Below are 15,926 nucleotides of genomic sequence, written 5' to 3'. Positions count from 1 at the left end.
GCCAGCAGGCTTGTGCTGACACCAATGCCGGGACTCAGAGACTGAATTTCTCGCCTAGATACACTCTTCTCACGTCCTCGTGAGCCACAACCTCGTGTGGCGCCCCCTCCATCAGCACCCGTCCGTCATGCATGATGTAGGCACGATCGATGATATCCAGCGTCTCGCGGACATTGTGGTCAGTGATCAGCACGCCGATGCCGCGATCCTTCAGGTGCTTCACCAGGTCGCGGATCTCTCCGACGGCGATCGGATCAATACCGGCCAACGGCTCGTCCAGCAGGATGTATGATGGCTGGGTGGCCAGCGCACGGGCAATCTCCACCCGGCGGCGCTCGCCGCCCGATAGCGCCAGGGCAGGCGTGCGGCGCAGGTGGCTGATGCCGAATTCGGCCAGCAGCTCGTCCAGCATCATGTCGCGGGTAGCCGTGTCCGGCTCCACCACCTCAAGCGCCGCCATGATGTTCTGCTCGACGTTCAGGCCGCGGAACACGCTGGCTTCCTGCGGCAGATAGCCGATGCCCAGGCGGGCGCGCCGATACATCGGCAGCCTGGTGATGTCGGCCCCATCCAGGCTGATCGCCCCGGTATCAGGCCTTACCAAGCCGACAATCATGTAAAAGGTCGTGGTCTTGCCGGCGCCATTCGGGCCCAGCAATCCCACCGCCTCGCCTCGGCGCAGCGTAATGGACACGTTGCGCACGACGGGCCGGCTCTTGTAGGTCTTGCCCACAGCGGTCGCGGTCAGCCCACCGCCACCACGCACGACCTTCAGTTCCGGCACGATGCGGGCATGACGCATGACGTTCATGGCTTCCGTCCGGCCGGAGCCGTCGGCCCCGGCTTGCCATTCGGTTTGGCTGTCGGATCGCTCGCCAGGGATTTGCTGCTCTGGTCGTTCGGCAGGACAAGCCCGTGTACGCGGCCGGCGTTCGAGGCGATCAGCTTGGCGATGCCGGTCTTCATGTTGACGTCGGCCTCGGCGCCGTTCAACTGGTTCTGGCCCCTGGTGATCTGGACATTGCCGCCAAGGCGCGCCATCCCGCTATCCGGCACGTAGACGCCTCGATCGCCGGTCACGGTATCGGTTGTGGTGCGGACAGAGACGTGGCCGAAAGCCTCCACCCGCTCCAGCTTGCCGGAAGCGGCCAACGGGTCGTCCGTCGTCTTCACCGCCGCTTGGTTCACCGCCGCCTGGGTTCCTCCGGTGGCCGGCACCGCCGCCTGCGTGTAGGCAACCAGCGTATCGGCCGCGACCCGTCTGGCATCGTTGGTGACCACGACGGCATCGCCGCGCGCCACCGCCATGTGCTTCTGCGGCCAGTACTCCAGGTCGTCCCGCGCGGTTATCACATCGTTCGGCGTGGTCAGCTTCAGGTGCCGGCCGGTCATCACCATGACCGCCTGATCCAGGTCATAGGTCGCCTTGTCGCCCAGCGCCTCATCGGTCTGCGTAAAGATCCGCACGTGCCCCTCGGCTTGCAGACGATAGATCTCGTTGCCCGCGGTCGAGGCGTCGGAATCAAGGCTGACTGCCGGCTGCGACACTGGTTGCGCGCCAGCGGCAGGCTTCTTGCGATACCAGGCAATAAGTTGGTCCCCGGTGACGGTGACGTTGCCGCGGACCGCGACGGCGTCGCCGCGGGCGATCACCTGCTGATCCACCTGGCGCCACTCGATCCCGTCGCGCGCGGTGATGTCGATCGGGCCGCCTCGGGTAAGGTCAAGCTGTTGAGCATGAGCTTGTGTCCCGGTCATCGACAGGCCAAGCAGCAACGCGGCGGCAAAGCCGTGCGCGGGGTTCAATGATTGGTTCCGTTCAGCACGACATGTGCCGGACCAGTGAACTCGATGGCAGTACCTTTATCCAGGATCGTGAAGCCCCGCGCGTCCAGCACGCCGAACGGACCTTCGACATGCACCGGGTCGGAGCCCGCGGCGGCACCTGCCTTCAGGTCGATCGACGCGGCGGCGGTATGCATCGTCGTGCCGTCGTCGCGGTAAAGCGTGACGTCGTGCACCAGATCAAGCTGGTTCAGATGCTGCACGTAGGTGCCTGCCTGTGCTGACAGCATCAGCCAGGTGCCGTTCTCCAGCGTGATGTCACCCTTCGGCGTGGTCAGCGCCACCCGCTCGGCGTCAGCCTGACGCGCCGTCGCCGCGGTGATGGTGTAGGGCCGGCGTTTTTCGTCCACACCGTTGTAGCGGGCATCAAGCAGACGGCCGCCATCCAGCTTGCCGGACAGATGTCCGATGGAAAAGCGCGTCTTCCCGGTCGCCACGTCAAGCTCCGGCCATAATGCGATCGATGCCAGCAGGCCGAGCGCCGTGAGCGGCAAGAGCCACTTCGTCAAGGTGATCACAAGCCGCCGGCGGGCGATCCGGTTGGGCGTCGGGATGTGCCGTGCGCGGCCGGTTTCCGACGGGATCAGATAGGCGCCGGTGTGGCGCTCCGGCGCTGTCTCGGCGCGCGTCATCAGGCGCGCGCTCATGCCAGGCCGGCCCGCAGCAGATCGTGCACGTGCAGGATGCCCAGCGGGCGGACCGCCGCATCGACCACGAACAGCGTGGTGACCGGTCGCTCATGCGCATTCATCACATGCAGCGCTTCCACCGCGAGCGCATCAGGGCCGATCGTGCGGGGCAGCAGTGTCATGATATCCCCCACCTGGCGGGACAACAGGTCAGGCCCCATCGCGCGCCGCAGATCACCATCGGTGATGATGCCGAGAAGCACGCCGTCGGCGCCGGTCACGCCAAGACAGCCGAAGCGCTTTTCCGTCATCAGCACCAGCGCGGCGGACATCGGCATGGCGGGTTCGGCCAGCGGCATCGCCTCTCCGGCATGCATCAGCTCCCGCACACGGCGAAGCCTTGCACCGAGGCGCCCGCCTGGGTGGATCTGACGGAAGTCGGCGGCGGTGAAGCCACGGCGCGTCAGCAACGCGACCGCGATCGCGTCGCCGAGCGCGAGCTGCATGGTGCTCGAGGTGGTCGGCGCCAGGCCCATCGGGCAGGCCTCGGCGGCCCTGGGCAGGATCAGCGCGACATCGGCGGCGCGCGCCAACGCCGAGTCGGGCCGGGCGGTGATCGCCACCAGCGGCAGGGCGAAGCGGCGGGCATGCGCGACCAGATCAGCCAGTTCCGTGGTCTCGCCGGAATTGGACAGCGCCAGCACTGCGTCGCCGGCCACGATCATGCCCAGATCCCCGTGCGAGGCCTCGGCTGGGTGCACGAACAGGGCAGGGGTCCCGGTGGAGGCGAGCGTGGCGGCGATCTTGCGGCCGATATGGCCGGATTTGCCCATGCCGGAGACCACCAGCCGTCCAGTCGCGGTCGCCAGACGCCCGATCGCCTGGCCGAACGGCGCGCCAAGGCTGGCGGCCAGCGACAACAGGCCGGCTGCCTCGGTGTTCAGAACATCGCGGGCCACCCGCAGATCGGCGGCAACCCGGAAGTTCTGCCCGGACACATCTGGTAGCGGCTGGACGACACGTTGGCTCAAGATCGATTCTTCTTCGGAATTGCCAGCCAAAGTCTATGGGCCGGTGCGGGCTTGAAGGTCAACCACGTGACCTTATCGAAGCGTTACAGCAAACCATGTCCCGGCGGGTTAACAGGCTGAACTCATAGGTAAAGGTCGAGGGTTGCCGCGCTCAACATTTAAAACGTTAAATATGGCGCATCATACCGTGGTCACTGCCCGGTCTGCCATGCCAACAGCAGGCTTGACCGTTGTCGCAGGGCGACCAATAGCGGAGGGCATCCGTCGTGAACCTCTGCCCGGTGTGCGTTCGGCGTGCCGCCGGATCGGCATCCGTGGCTTTCAAGTCGACATGCGAAGGTGACATGTAAAAGGCGGCCAGCCTCGGTAGGGTCATGCCTGGTGGGCGAAAATGTCCGGCTGCTCATAGCCCAGCAGATCCAGCCGGCCACGGGTCGGCAGGAACCCGAAGCAGGCTTCGGCGATCTCCAGCCGGTTCTCCCGGATCAGCAGCGTTTCCAGCTTTGCCCACAAGGCATGCAGGTACAGCACGTCCGATGCGGCGTAGGCGAGTTGCTCCGAGGTCAGCTCCACGGCGCCCCAGTCGGAACTTTGCTGCTGCTTGGACAGCTCCACACCCAGCAGTTCCTTGCACAGGTCCTTCAGCCCGTGCCGCTCGGTGAAGGTTCGGATCAGCTTCGCCGCGATCTTGGTGCATTTTACCGGACTGACGGTGATATCCAGGCTGTGCTGCAGGACAGCCACGTCGAACCGCGCGAAGTGCATCAGCTTGACCACCGTCGGATCGGCCATCAGCCGCTTCAGGTTAGGGCAGTCGAAGCCACGGCCGCCCAGGTGAGACGGCACCAGTTGCACCATATGGGCATGCCCGTCGCCGCCGGACAACTGCACCAGACACAGCCGGTCGCGATGGGGATTGAGACCCATCGTCTCGGTATCCACCGCCACCACCGGCCCCAGCGTCACGACGTCCGGAAGGTCATCCCGGTGCAGGTGGAGGGTGGCATTCGGCATGAACTGGGTAATGCTCAAATAGGTGTTGCCAAAAAACCTGGTGCCCAGGAGAAGACTCGAACTTCCACGACCTTACGGCCACAGGTACCTGAAACCTGCGCGTCTACCAATTCCGCCACCTGGGCGATGATGGGGGCTATCGAGCGCCGAAGCGCGTCGATAGGGCGCGCGATTTAGCCCCCGTCCGATCCGGCGTCAACAACTCGCATGGGGTTCGGGGCGGATTTCTTGCCGCCAGCCTGCTGGCCCCGGGTAGGTCATGGGCCGAAACCATCATCTTCGCGGGTGCTGGCAATGACCTGCCGGAGGTCGTTCCGCATCGCTGGCAACCGAACGACGGTTGCCGTCGTTAGAGCGGACGAAAGCGGGACGCCATGCATCCGATCCTGGAACGGCCTCAGGCACACGCGGCGACAGTTGATCGGGCGAACCTTGGTCCATGCGCGTGAACAGTTCTCACGTCAGCGTGAACGAAGCAGCCTCTTGCTTTCGGTCCAAAAGCAACCTTCAGGAGACCAGAATGAAACCTTTAGTTCTCGGGATCGCCGCCGCGGCGATGCTGACCAGCGGAGCCTGCCTCGCACAGGGCTCCCAGGGAAGTGCGGCGGGGAACGCGGCGGCGTCGGGGAATGACAATCAGGCCGTAGCCACGACCAACGCCAATGCATCCCGGCCGGCCAGCGGATCCAACAGCTTCACCATGGCGCAGGCCAAGACCCGCATCGAGAAGCAAGGCTTCTCGAACGTCAACGACCTCAGCAAGGACAGCAACGGCGTGTGGCACGGCAAGGCGCAAAAGAGCGGCGCTGAAACGGGCGTGTGGCTGGATTACAAGGGCAACGTCGGCGAAACGCATTAAGGAGCAAGCACAATGGCACAACGTACCATCGCTCATATGTATGATGACTATCAAGACGCGCAGACAGTGGTAACCAACCTGGAGGCGGCCGGCATCCCACATGGCGACATCAGCCTGGTTGCGAACGCCGAGGCGCGCGGCCGTTCGGCCGGGACATCCGATACGCATACCGGCACAGCCGGTGGGACGGGTGCCGTCCTCGGCACCGCGGTCGGTGGCGGCGTCGGCCTGCTGGCAGGGATTGGCGCCCTGGCAATTCCAGGCGTTGGTCCAGTCGTTGCCGCTGGCTGGCTGATCGCGACCCTGACCGGGGCCGGCATCGGCGCCGCCTCCGGCGGACTGGTGGGCGCCCTTACCGGTGCCGGCGTCAGCTCGGATGAGGCCAATGTCTACGCCCAGGGCGTGAAGGGCGGTGGCTCGCTAGTCACCGTTCGGGTCAACGACACCGATGCCACGCGTGTTGAAGAGGTCATGGGACGTCAGGGACCCGTGGACTGGCAACAGCGGCGGGCTTCCTATGGCTCGGACTGGAGCGGCTTCAACCCGGCCGCCGCCGGTTCGGCGGGCGATTACTCGGCGGACGCCGAACGGGAAGTTCCTGGGCCTGGCGCGGACGGCAGCTATGTCCCTGGAACGGATCCTGGCCGCCGGCTTTAGCGCGTGATCGCCTGAGGCTGACCCAGTCAGAAGGCGTTAATCATGCGATCAACAACGAGTTAAAGCGCGATTTCTAGGTCAACCTAAACCAGTCGCGTTTTAAGTTCTGGTGGACGGAGCCTCCGGTGCATGAGCATCGGAGGCTCGATGTTCATGGTCTGGCGTTCGGCAAGGATTGATCGCCAGCACCACCGCCTGGGGCATCAACAGCCTTTCAATGACGACCCGCCGACCCGCCTGCCGCGTCATGGCGGCTTGAGACGGGCTGGTTTGCGTCCTATCAGGCCAGTGCGTTAAAGCGCGATTGGTTTAGGTTGACCTACGAATCGCGCTTTAACGCATTGTTTGATCGCGTGATTCACGCCTTCTGACTGGGTCAGCCTCAGGCGATCACGCTCTAAAGGGCAGGTAATCATGGCGACACGCAAGGTTGCGACGGTGTTCGGCGGATCGGGCTTCATCGGCCGCTACGTGGTCAAGCGGCTGGCCCATCTTGGTTATGTCGTGCGCGTCGCGGTGCGTGATCCGGAAGCCGCGCTGTTCCTCAAGCCAATGGGCGCCGTCGGTCAGATCGTCCCGCTGTTCGCCTCGGTGGCGCGGGAGGCGACGGTGCATCGCGCAGTCGAGGCAGCCGACGTCGTCGTCAATCTGGTCGGGATACTGGCGGAAGGCAAAGCCGCGAGCTTCCAGGCAATCCATACCCAAGGGGCTGAACGCATCGCCGTGCAGTCCGCCGCCTGCGGCGTGAACCGCCTTGTGCACATTTCGGCCATTGGGGCGGATCCAGCCAGCACCAGCCGGTATGGCGCCAGCAAGGGCCTGGCCGAAGCGGCTGTCCGTGCTGCCTTTCCCGCCGCCACCATCCTGCGGCCGTCCCTGGTGTTCGGCCCCGAGGACCAGTTCTTCAACCGGTTCGGCCAGATGTCGCGGATCATGCCGGTCATGCCGGTGATCTCCGGGAACACGAAAATGCAGCCGGTGTACGTTGGTGACGTGGCGGATGCGGTTGTCGCCGGACTGACCCTTCCGGCAGCCGCCGGGAAGCTGTATGAGCTTGGTGGCCCGCAGGTGTACACCTTCCGGGAGATCCTGGCCTTCATTCTGAAGCAGACCCGACGAGACCGGCCGCTGCTGGACATCCCCATGGGTGTTGCCCGGATGCAGGCCGCAGTGATGCAGTATCTGCCGAACAAGCCGCTGACGCCGGATCAGCTCGTGATGCTGTCGCACGACAACGTGGTGGCTCCTGGCGCACCTGGCCTGGCAGACCTGGGGATCGTGGCGACACCGGTGGAACTGATCGTACCGACCTATCTCAGTCGTTTTCAGCCAGGCGGCGGCCGACGTCCCGTGGTGCCTCTGCCGGAACGTAGCTGAGTCGGCCTTGACCGTTTGGCTTCTCCCATGCGCAAGACAGCGCTCGTAGGTGCTGCTTGCAGGGCGGCTCGGGCAGTTTCCTGCTGTCTGGCTTTCGTAGTAACAGCATGCTTGTCGCGCCGTAGCGGACGCGCGTGGTGCGTGCGTGGCACGCGACAGGGGTGACGGGTGTCCACAGGCGAGCGTTCATACCGGCAGACGGATGCGCGCGCGCAGGCCGCCCAGCGGGCTTTCCTCCAGCACGATTTCGCCGCCATGCGCGCGCACGATGTCTCGCGCGATGGTCAGCCCGAGGCCGGTCCCACCGGTGGAATTGCTCTCGAACGGGCGAAACACGCTTTCGCGTCGATCGGCTGGAATTCCAGGCCCGTCATCATCGACGGTGACCAGCACCGAGCGTCCCTGCGCCACCGCCGCCAACGCCACATGACGGGCATGGCGGCGGGCGTTGTCCACTAGGTTGGTGACCGCCCGCCGCACCGCATCGGAGCGCAGCTTCACGGTCAGGCCCGCCGGCACGTCCAGCGCCAGCAGGGCTCCGGCTCGCCTCGCACCGGCCGCGATTTCGTCCAGCAGTGCGGATAGATTGACCGGTTGCGCCTGCTCGGTTCGCTCGCCCCTGGCGAAAGCCAGGTAGCCGGCGATCATCCGGTCCATCTCTTCCACGTCGGCGGTCATCTCGGCCACGTCCTGCCGCAACTCCTCGGTCCGCGGCAGCATCGCCAAGGCGAGGCGCAGCCGGGTCAGCGGCGTGCGCAGGTCGTGCGAGACGCCGGCCAGCATCTCGATCCGCTGCGCCAGGAAGCGACGGATACGTTCCTGCATGCGGTTGAAGGCGACGGCCGCCTGACGGACCTCGGCCGCACCCTCCGGGCGGATCGGCGGCACGTCCCGTCCCATGCCGAACGCCTCAGCCGAACGGGCGAGGCGGCGGATCGCGCGCACCTGATTGCGCATGAACAGCGCCGCGATGATGAACAGGAACAGCGCCGACCCGACCAGCCAGCCGACGAACAGGAACAAGGTGCCGGTGGCCAGGCGCTTCCTTGGCGCCTTCACATCCAGCACGCCGTCGGGAAGCTGCAAGCGGATCAGCACGGACTGGCGGTCGAAGGTCCAGTCCAAGGTATAGGGCACCTGGAACTTTTCCTCGAGCGCCGCCGCCAGGTCGTCATCCATCGGGCCCAGCACGTCCTCCCGCCTCTGCGGTTCCAGCACGGCGCCTGGTTCCAGCGTCATGCCCAGGACGAACTGCTCGCGCGCCATCTGCAACGCCCATTCGCGATCAGCCGGCGAATGGAACTTGCGCATCAGATCGACGGTGTAGGCGATCTCTCCGGCGATGGCGCCGGACAACCGCCGCGAGACGAGATTGAGATGGCTGCCGTAGAAGATCTGCAGGGCGACCGCCTGCACCAGCACCAGCGGCACCAGCATGATCAGCAATGTCCGCCCCAGCAGGGACTGCGGCATCAGCCGCTTTATGGTGCGGCCGAATGGCAGCCGGATGCGGGTGCGCAAGTCAGGCGCCCGGCTTCAGGATGTAGCCGCGGCCGCGCACGGTGTGCAGGAACCGCGGCTCCCGCGGATCGGCCTCGATCTTGCGGCGCAGCCGGACCACCTGCACATCGACGGCGCGTTCGCCCGAGTCGTCCATGCCCAGCGCCTCGGCGATCTCCTCCCGCGACAAGACCTCGTTCGGCTTGCGTGCGAGTGCGGTCAGCAGCGCCGCTTCGCCTCCGGTCAGGCGGATCGGACCATTCGCGTCGCGCAGTTCCCCGCGTTCGATGTCAAATTCGGCGATGCCGATCCGCAGCGGTCCGGATGGTGCTTCGATCGGCGGCGGAGGCGGCGCGCGGCGCAGCAGCGCCCGGATGCGCAGCACCAGCTCGCGTGGTTCGAACGGTTTTCCCAGATAGTCGTCGGCACCGGCCTCGAACCCGGCGATCCTGTCCTCTGGCGCGCCGCGCGCGGTCAGCAGCAGCACGGGCAGGTCGGGCGCCGAACCGGACCGCAGTGACTGGACCAGATCCAGGCCGCTTTCGCCTGGCATCATCACGTCCAGCACCATCAGGTCCGGGTTGATCGCACGCAGTTTCGCACGGGCATCAACGGCATCCGCCGCGGCGGTGACGCGAAAGCCCTCGCTGGCGAGATAGCGGGCCAGCCGTTCCCGCAGGCGGGGATCGTCCTCGACAACCAGGATGTGCCAGTCTTCCGCCATCGCATCACGCGTCCTCGGCCGATCCGGTTCCATCCAAGTAGGCGCGGGCGCCCTTGTCCATCATGGCGCGCAGCACCGCGCGAAATCCTTCGACCGCCTGCGGGCCGGCTTGACGATAGGCCTCGCTGACCACCGCGCACTGGCAGGCGAACAGTCGGCGTTCCAGCATCTGGCCCTTGTCGGTCAGGGTCAGCAGGCGCAGCCGGCGGTCCTCGAAGCCGGGCGCCTGGCTGACATAGCCTTGATCCAGCAGCAGGTTCAGCACGCGCGCCAGGGACTGCTTGGTGATGCGCAGGATCGCCAGCAGGGCGGAGACCGTCAGCCCAGGGTTGCGGCCGATGAAATGCAACGTCCGATGATGCGCTCGCCCCAGCCCCAGCTCCTCGAGGACCTTGTCCGCGACGTCGGTGAAATCGCGGTAGGCGAAGAACAGCAGGTCCTGCGCCAGCCGCATCTCGGCTTCGCCCAGGTCGAGCGGCGGCGTCGGCGGCGGCAGCTTCGGCGGCGCCACGAAGCGGTCGCGCTTCGATTCAGACCGGCCGGGCCGAGCTCTCAGCATGGCTGATGTTGAGCCGGATGATGAATGAAGTAAGGCAGGAACATTGCCCTATCAGCAATTTGCACCTTGGGCTTGCCCATTGCACGCAAGAAAAGTATGCAGGTGCCTTCCATGACGTTAGTTCCTTTCGACGACTGTGACGGCTGGATTTGACTCGATGGCGCCCTGATCCCCTGGCTTGATGCCAGACCGCATGTTTTATCGCATGGGCTGCACTATGCCAGTGCTGTGTTGGAAGGCGAACACGCCTATGCGGGCACCATTTTCCGGCTGCGCGATCATACCAGGCGCCTGATCAACGCCGGCCGCATCCTGGGCTTTGAGATTTCCTATACCTAAGCTCAGATCAATGCCGCCTGCGTCGTCAGGCCGCAGGCCAGCGGGCTGACTGACAGCCATGTCCGATCGCCTGGCGTGGCCCGGAACCGCGCGCGGTCTTGGCCGCGGCAGCCGCACGCACCTGTCGATCGCCGCCTGGCCCTGACCCAGCTACTTCGCCGGCGTGAAGATGCCCGATGCGGAAACAGGTCATCCGCCTTGACAGGCGGCGTAGAAGCGGCGTCGGCGGAAACCGCGCCGAACGCGGCGAAGGCATCCGGACTGTACACGATCGGCTCGATGGCCAGGATGCAGGCGGAGCAGGAGGTTCATGCCGACGCGCTGATGCTGGACTGGCGGGGGCTGGCGGCGGAGACCATCAGGCCAATATCTTCCTCGTCATGAAAGGCTCACTGCATATACCGACTCCTGACGGGTTCCTGGACCCGATCACACGGCGCAGCGTGATCAGCCTGGCGCGCCGCAATCGGATGACGGCGCTCGAGCGGCGGCTCGAACCGGATGAATTCAGCGGAGCGACCGAAGCCTTTGTTGCCCGCACGGCGGCCGAGGTCACCGCCGCGCGGGAAATTGGGTCATATCGGCTTGCCCCGGCCGCGATCACCGAGACGTTGATGAAGGATTACAACCGCCTTGTGTTTCAACCGCCCCAGGGAATCACCCGCGTCACCGCATGACCGCGTTACAGGAGAGGCTGCTTGACCGACACCGACGTGGTGATCATCGGCGCCGGTGTGGCTGGTCTCGGCGCCGCGACGGCGTTGCGTGCGCGCGGCTGCCGGGCTGTCGTGCTGGAGGCTTCCGATCGGGGCGGCGGGCGCGCCTGGACCGCCTATCCGCCGCAACTCGGCGGCGTGTGGTTCGACATGGGCGCGATCTGGCTGCATGCCGCGGAGCATAATCCACTCGTGCCGATCGCCAACGCGGCCGGGGATTGCCTGCTGCGCTCCGACCAGATCCGCCAGGAGCGGACGTTCATGCAAGGCCGGCTGGCGACGGCGGCGGAACTGGCGGAGTACGCCGATGCCTGGCCGCGTTTCGAGGCGGCGGCAGATCAGATCCTGGCGGCCGAGGGCGATGCCCCGCTGGCGGCGGTGGCGCGGCGGCTGCCGAACGATCCCTGGGCCGCGACGATCGAGGCGTGGGAGGGACCGGTGATCTGCGCCGCCGATGCCGGCACGTTCAGCACGCTGGACTGGCGGCGCAACGCGCTGAACGGCAGCAACCTGGTACCCGACGGCGGCATCGGCGCTTTCGTGCGGCGCCGGCTGACCGACGGCCTGGATATCCGGCTGCAAACAGCGGTACGGATGGTGCGTTGGGGCGGGCCTGGTGGACAGGTGACGGTCGAAACCGATCGCGGCGCGCTGACCGCCGGCGCCTGCATCGTCACGGTGTCAACCGGTGTGCTGGCCTCCGGCACGGTGCGGTTCGATCCACCGCTGCCAGCCCGGGTAACCGAGGCGGTGGCCAGCCTGCCAATGGGTCTGGCAATGAAGGTCGCCCTGCGCGCCGCCGGACCGGACCGTCTGGACCTGCCGTCGCATTGCTCGGTTGACCGGATCCTGCCGCGATCCGGCGATCCTCTGATGCCATTCCAGTGCTGGCCGTTCGGACGCGACTACGTGCAGGGCTGGATTGGCGGGTCGGTGGCCTGGGAACTGGCGCGCCAGGGCGAGGCAGCCGCCGTTGACTTTGCCCTCGGCTACCTGCGTGCGCTGTTCGGCGGCCGGGTCGACCGGCTGTTCGCCGGCGGCGCCAGCCTGGTGACCCGCTGGGACAGCGATCCGTGGGTTCGCGGGGCTTATTGCTACGCGACGCCGGGTGCGGCACTGGCGCGCGATGCGCTGGCCGAACCGGTGGCGGACGGGCACCTGATGTTCGCGGGGGAAGCTTGCCATGTCGGCTTCGGCGGGACGCTGGCCGGCGCCTGGATCAGCGGGCAGAAGGCCGCGCAGGCAGCAGCGGAGACGATGCAGGCGTAACAGCAAAAGATCGCGGGCAGCGTCCGCAGCGGCAACATCGGTTCTCGTATCAGTATGCCAGACGATCATCTCGTATGAGCGCTTTCCGAGGATGACTGGCAGCCAATTTCGGAAACGAAGCCGAGGGCAAGGTCTCCGGTCACACGGATGTCCGCCCACCCCGCGCCGCCCGGGCCAGACGGATCAGCTCCCGCCGCACATCCCCCGCATCCCGCACCGGAGCCGACCAGGCAACCCGCAGCACCGTCTCCCCCTGTGCCAGATCAAAGCCGTCAACATCCGCGGTGACCATCCGCCAATCCCCGGTCGAGCCGGCAAGCAGGCCCATCGCGTCCGCATGGTCGCCGTTGCAGTGCGCAACGATCTCCGCTTCCGCCGCGGCGATCGCCGCAACCGCATCCGCATCCGGCATCAGCGCCGCCGCGCCCAGCCGATGTGCCCGGGCGAAGCCGCCGACGAACAGACCTGCCACCGGCTTCACCCGCCATGTCGAGAAATCGCCAAAATCGGCATACAAGCTTGCATAGGGATGCACCGCGAGGAAACGCGCCTTCAGCGCCGTATCCTCCACCCGCTCCGCCAACCCGGTTACCGTCAGTCGCGGTGCGGTCTGTGGATTGGCGGTTTCCGCCGTTCCCGCCATCAGCACGGAGCAGCGTGGATCGGCCATCAGGTGCCGCGTATGCTCTGACAGGCTGGAGAGCAGCAGCAGAATCGACAGGTCCGGCATGCAGGCCGGCGTTACCAGGGAAGCGAACGGCTGCCCCTTCGCCGTCGTTGCCAGCGTCCCGACGCGCGCGCCGCGCAGCAGACAGCGGGCCAACCTTACCGGGTCATAAGCCGCAGCCTTGTTCCCCTCACCCTCGTTCCCCCCACCCTCGTTCCCCGCAGCCTCGCTTCCCGTAGATGCCATGATCCGTTCACTCCTCGTCGGCAATGCGCCACAATCGTCCGCGACACTCATCCGCCATACTCATCCACTGTGATACATTGGCCGCCGCTCGAAGCCACAAGGAACACCCGATGAAGCAGACCATCGCCCTGGTCGACGACGACCGTAACATCTTGACGAGCGTCTCGATGACCCTGGAGCAGGAAGGCTTCACCGTTCGCACCTTCACCGACGGCGAAAGCGCGCTGCAAGGACTGACCGCCCGTCCGGTCGACTTGGCTGTGCTGGACATCAAGATGCCCCGCATGGACGGCATGGAACTGCTGCAACGGCTGCGCCAGCGCAGCTCGATGCCGGTGATCTTTCTCACCTCGAAGGACGAGGAGGTTGACGAACTGATGGGCCTGCGGCTTGGCGCCGACGACTACATCACCAAGCCGTTCAGCCAGCGCCTGCTGATCGAGCGCATCCGCGCCTTGCTGCGCCGGAATGAGGCCGGCAAGGCGGAAGGCTCCGGCACCGCGCCGGGTGGTGTGATGACACGCGGCGACCTGATCCTGGACGAGACCAAGCATCAGTGCGTCTGGCGCGGCCACGACATTCAATTGACCGTTACCGAGTTCCTGCTGGTAAAGGCGCTCGCCGCCCGCCCCGGCATGGTGAAAAGCCGCGACCAGCTTATCGACGCCGCTTATGGGGAAAACATCTACGTCGACGACCGCACCATCGACAGCCACGTGAAGCGGATACGCAAGAAGTTCCGCATCGGCGACGAGGAATTCACCCATATTGAAACGCTCTATGGTATTGGCTACCGCTACAAGGAGCAGTGATTGCCCGACGGCGGAATCCTCTCTGGGTTAAGTCGAGCGGCCACCCGCACGCCGCGGTTCCGCCAGCGCTGGGTGTCGCCGCTGCTGCGGCGCATCCTGCTGGTCAACGCCCTGCCGCTGGCACTGCTGGTGGTTGCGCTGATGTATCTCGACCAGTACCAGAACGGATTGCTGGAAGCGCAGGTCACGGCACTGCGTGAGCAGGCACGCGTCTTCGCGGGCGCGCTGGGCGAAAGTGCGGTGCGCACCACCGACCCCGACAATCCCCGTCTGGTCCCCGAGGTCGCCAGATCCCTGCTGCGCCGCCTGACCGAACCGACGCCCGATGCTCAGGCTCGTTTATACGCCCCCGACGGTACCATCCTGGCTGATTCGCGGCTGCGGCCTGGGCCCGACGGCACGATCACCACCGAACCGCTGCCGCCCGCAGCGGACCATGGCCCGGTGCTCGGCATGATCGGCCGGATCTATGACGCGGTCCTGTCGCTGCTGCCGCATCAGGCGCCGTCCACGCTGGTCGATGTCACCGCATCCGCCGGCGGTCCCGAATGGCAGCCGGATGTGAAGCAGGAACTCCGGCTGAACAGTTCCGGAGACAGCAACCAGACGCCACCTTACATCCGCCGCACCCGGGACAATCATCTGCTGGTGACGGTTGCCGTCCCGGTGGAGCGCGACAAGCACACCGTCGGGATCATTTCCCTGACGCGGGACGCGCAGGAGGTCGATGAAAGCCTGTTCACCGTACGCATGTCGATCCTGGCGCTGTTCGGCATGGCGCTGGCACTGACCGTCCTGCTGTCGTGGTACATGTCCCTGACCATCGCCCGCCCGATCCTGCGCCTGGCGGAAGCGGCGGCCGACATGCGGGAAGGCCGCGGCCGATCCGGCAGCGTGCCGCCGGCGCTGCTGGCGCGGCGCGATGAGGTCGGAATGCTGGCCTCGGCCTTGGCGGACTCCGCCGCCGCGCTGTGGGAGCGGATGGATGCCATCGAACGCTTCGCCGCCGACGTGGCGCACGAGATCAAGAACCCGCTGTCGTCGATCCGCAGCGCGATCGAGACCCTGCGCCGGATTGATGATCCAGGGCGGCAGCGCCAGTTGCTGACCATCATTGCCCAGGACGTGGTGCGGCTGGACCGGCTGATCAGCGACGTCAGCGATGCGTCGCGACTGGACGCCGAACTGTCGCGGGTGACCGCCGAACCGGTGGACGTGGTGCCAATCCTGCGCACCTTGCAGGAGCTGAATGAAGCCACGCGCGACGCGGACACCGATCCGAAGCTGGATGTCGTCGCACCGCCTAACGGGATGGCTGTCTGGGCGGTGGAGGACCGGCTGGTGCAGGTGCTGCGCAACCTGATCGGCAACGCCCACTCATTCAGCCCGCCGCGCGGGCGGATCGTCGTGCGCGTGCGGGAAGCCGGCGGGATGGCGGAGCTTTGCGTCGAGGATGAAGGACCCGGCATCCCCAATGCCAATCTGGAACATATCTTCGACCGGTTCTACTCCGAAAGGCCGAAGAGCGAGAGCTTTGGGCACCACTCCGGCCTGGGCCTCTCGATCAGCCGCCAGATCGTCGAGGCGCTGGGGGGGCAGATCTCGGCTGAAAACCGGCGCGACGCCGCTGGCCGGGTGCAGGGGGCGCGCTTTATCGTCCGCTTGCCGACGGTTTGATCGTT

Annotated in this window: 17 protein-coding genes and 1 tRNA gene; 8 read left to right on the top strand and 10 right to left on the bottom strand. The window is 66.0% G+C overall.

What is annotated here, in order from left to right; translation table 11 throughout:
- Positions 1-34: 34 nt before the first annotated feature.
- The 6 genes from lptB to ACQY4S_RS06390 all read right to left on the bottom strand — a co-directional run bounded on the left by lptB (position 35) and on the right by ACQY4S_RS06390 (position 4,644).
- The gene (gene lptB / locus ACQY4S_RS06415; protein WP_428484355.1) at positions 35-811 is read right to left on the bottom strand and encodes an LPS export ABC transporter ATP-binding protein; all 777 of its coding nucleotides are present in this window, start codon (positions 809-811) and stop codon (positions 35-37) included.
- The gene (locus ACQY4S_RS06410) at positions 808-1,806 is read right to left on the bottom strand and encodes an LptA/OstA family protein (protein ID WP_428484354.1); all 999 of its coding nucleotides are present in this window, start codon (positions 1,804-1,806) and stop codon (positions 808-810) included. The genes lptB and ACQY4S_RS06410 overlap by 4 nt, the downstream gene beginning before the upstream one ends.
- Complete coding sequence (lptC, locus tag ACQY4S_RS06405) at positions 1,803-2,492, bottom strand: LPS export ABC transporter periplasmic protein LptC (RefSeq protein WP_428484353.1); 690 nt, start codon at positions 2,490-2,492, stop codon at positions 1,803-1,805. The genes ACQY4S_RS06410 and lptC overlap by 4 nt, the downstream gene beginning before the upstream one ends.
- Positions 2,489-3,472 carry a KpsF/GutQ family sugar-phosphate isomerase gene (locus ACQY4S_RS06400; protein ID WP_428484646.1) on the bottom strand — a complete coding sequence of 328 codons (984 nt, stop codon included), beginning with the start codon at positions 3,470-3,472 and terminating at the stop codon, positions 2,489-2,491. The genes lptC and ACQY4S_RS06400 overlap by 4 nt, the downstream gene beginning before the upstream one ends.
- A 405-nt stretch (positions 3,473-3,877) precedes the next feature.
- Positions 3,878-4,519: a ribonuclease D gene (locus ACQY4S_RS06395; protein WP_428484352.1), complete on the bottom strand. Its 642-nt coding sequence runs from the start codon at positions 4,517-4,519 to the stop codon at positions 3,878-3,880.
- 38 nt (positions 4,520-4,557) lie between these two features.
- A tRNA-Leu gene (locus tag ACQY4S_RS06390) sits at positions 4,558-4,644 on the bottom strand.
- 314 nt (positions 4,645-4,958) lie between these two features.
- Here ACQY4S_RS06390 and ACQY4S_RS06385 point away from each other — a divergent pair.
- From ACQY4S_RS06385 to ACQY4S_RS06375, 3 genes are all read left to right on the top strand, one after another.
- On the top strand, positions 4,959-5,378 hold the full coding sequence (locus ACQY4S_RS06385; protein ID WP_428484351.1) for a hypothetical protein: 420 nt from the start codon (positions 4,959-4,961) through the stop codon (positions 5,376-5,378).
- Positions 5,379-5,390: 12 nt separating this feature from the next.
- The gene (locus ACQY4S_RS06380; RefSeq protein ID WP_428484350.1) at positions 5,391-6,035 is read left to right on the top strand and encodes a hypothetical protein; all 645 of its coding nucleotides are present in this window, start codon (positions 5,391-5,393) and stop codon (positions 6,033-6,035) included.
- Between the two features lie 414 nt (positions 6,036-6,449).
- On the top strand, positions 6,450-7,412 hold the full coding sequence (locus ACQY4S_RS06375) for a complex I NDUFA9 subunit family protein (protein ID WP_428484349.1): 963 nt from the start codon (positions 6,450-6,452) through the stop codon (positions 7,410-7,412).
- Between the two features lie 186 nt (positions 7,413-7,598).
- Here the strand turns inward: ACQY4S_RS06375 and ACQY4S_RS06370 are convergent, their stop codons facing one another.
- Genes ACQY4S_RS06370 through ACQY4S_RS06360 form a run of 3 tightly spaced genes read right to left on the bottom strand, consistent with a single transcriptional unit; the run spans position 7,599 to position 10,195 of the window.
- The gene (locus tag ACQY4S_RS06370) at positions 7,599-8,885 is read right to left on the bottom strand and encodes an ATP-binding protein (RefSeq protein WP_428484645.1); all 1,287 of its coding nucleotides are present in this window, start codon (positions 8,883-8,885) and stop codon (positions 7,599-7,601) included.
- Positions 8,886-8,934: 49 nt separating this feature from the next.
- Entirely contained in the window at positions 8,935-9,636 is a 702-nt protein-coding gene (locus ACQY4S_RS06365; RefSeq protein ID WP_428484348.1) for a response regulator, read from the bottom strand.
- A gap of 4 nt (positions 9,637-9,640) precedes the next feature.
- Positions 9,641-10,195: a MarR family winged helix-turn-helix transcriptional regulator gene (locus tag ACQY4S_RS06360; RefSeq protein WP_428484347.1), complete on the bottom strand. Its 555-nt coding sequence runs from the start codon at positions 10,193-10,195 to the stop codon at positions 9,641-9,643.
- Between the two features lie 537 nt (positions 10,196-10,732).
- Between ACQY4S_RS06360 and ACQY4S_RS06355 the strand changes: the two genes are divergently transcribed.
- The 3 genes from ACQY4S_RS06355 to ACQY4S_RS06345 are packed head-to-tail and all read left to right on the top strand — an operon-like array spanning position 10,733 to position 12,519.
- Positions 10,733-10,918 (top strand): hypothetical protein, encoded by a 186-nt coding sequence (locus tag ACQY4S_RS06355; RefSeq protein WP_428484346.1) that lies wholly within the window; start codon positions 10,733-10,735, stop codon positions 10,916-10,918.
- Complete coding sequence (locus ACQY4S_RS06350; protein WP_428484345.1) at positions 10,915-11,211, top strand: hypothetical protein; 297 nt, start codon at positions 10,915-10,917, stop codon at positions 11,209-11,211. Before ACQY4S_RS06355 ends, ACQY4S_RS06350 begins: the two co-directional genes overlap by 4 nt.
- Before the next feature lie 21 nt (positions 11,212-11,232).
- Entirely contained in the window at positions 11,233-12,519 is a 1,287-nt protein-coding gene (locus tag ACQY4S_RS06345) for a flavin monoamine oxidase family protein (RefSeq protein ID WP_428484344.1), read from the top strand.
- 139 nt (positions 12,520-12,658) lie between these two features.
- On the opposite strand, the gene ACQY4S_RS06340 is transcribed toward ACQY4S_RS06345, so the two are convergent.
- A complete protein-coding gene (locus ACQY4S_RS06340; RefSeq protein ID WP_428484343.1) occupies positions 12,659-13,432 on the bottom strand; it encodes a HugZ family protein in 774 nt (257 codons plus the stop codon).
- Positions 13,433-13,542: 110 nt separating this feature from the next.
- On the opposite strand from ACQY4S_RS06340, the gene ACQY4S_RS06335 reads away from it, so the two are divergent.
- Entirely contained in the window at positions 13,543-14,244 is a 702-nt protein-coding gene (locus tag ACQY4S_RS06335; protein ID WP_428484342.1) for a response regulator transcription factor, read from the top strand.
- Positions 14,245-15,921: a stimulus-sensing domain-containing protein gene (locus ACQY4S_RS06330; RefSeq protein ID WP_428484341.1), complete on the top strand. Its 1,677-nt coding sequence runs from the start codon at positions 14,245-14,247 to the stop codon at positions 15,919-15,921.
- Positions 15,922-15,926 lie beyond the last annotated feature (5 nt).

This window comes from Rhodopila sp. (assembly GCF_965276935.1).
GTDB lineage: Bacteria > Pseudomonadota > Alphaproteobacteria > Acetobacterales > Acetobacteraceae > Rhodopila.
Note: the sequence above shows the minus strand (reverse complement) of the source record. Positions and strands in the feature narration are given on the sequence as shown.

Bases quoted from the DNA above. Each gene is read 5' to 3' on its own strand.
- lptB (WP_428484355.1), bottom strand. From the start codon at position 811: ATGAACGTCATGCGTCATGCCCGCATCGTGCCGGAACTGAAGGTCGTG.
- lptC (WP_428484353.1), bottom strand. From the start codon at position 2,492: ATGAGCGCGCGCCTGATGACGCGCGCCGAGACAGCGCCGGAGCGCCAC.
- ACQY4S_RS06395 (WP_428484352.1), bottom strand. From the start codon at position 4,519: ATGCCGAATGCCACCCTCCACCTGCACCGGGATGACCTTCCGGACGTC.
- ACQY4S_RS06385 (WP_428484351.1), top strand. From the start codon at position 4,959: ATGCGCGTGAACAGTTCTCACGTCAGCGTGAACGAAGCAGCCTCTTGC.
- ACQY4S_RS06380 (WP_428484350.1), top strand. From the start codon at position 5,391: ATGGCACAACGTACCATCGCTCATATGTATGATGACTATCAAGACGCG.
- ACQY4S_RS06375 (WP_428484349.1), top strand. From the start codon at position 6,450: ATGGCGACACGCAAGGTTGCGACGGTGTTCGGCGGATCGGGCTTCATC.
- ACQY4S_RS06370 (WP_428484645.1), bottom strand. From the start codon at position 8,885: ATGCCGCAGTCCCTGCTGGGGCGGACATTGCTGATCATGCTGGTGCCG.
- ACQY4S_RS06365 (WP_428484348.1), bottom strand. From the start codon at position 9,636: ATGGCGGAAGACTGGCACATCCTGGTTGTCGAGGACGATCCCCGCCTG.
- ACQY4S_RS06360 (WP_428484347.1), bottom strand. From the start codon at position 10,195: ATGCTGAGAGCTCGGCCCGGCCGGTCTGAATCGAAGCGCGACCGCTTC.
- ACQY4S_RS06350 (WP_428484345.1), top strand. From the start codon at position 10,915: ATGAAAGGCTCACTGCATATACCGACTCCTGACGGGTTCCTGGACCCG.
- ACQY4S_RS06340 (WP_428484343.1), bottom strand. From the start codon at position 13,432: ATGGCATCTACGGGAAGCGAGGCTGCGGGGAACGAGGGTGGGGGGAAC.
- ACQY4S_RS06335 (WP_428484342.1), top strand. From the start codon at position 13,543: ATGAAGCAGACCATCGCCCTGGTCGACGACGACCGTAACATCTTGACG.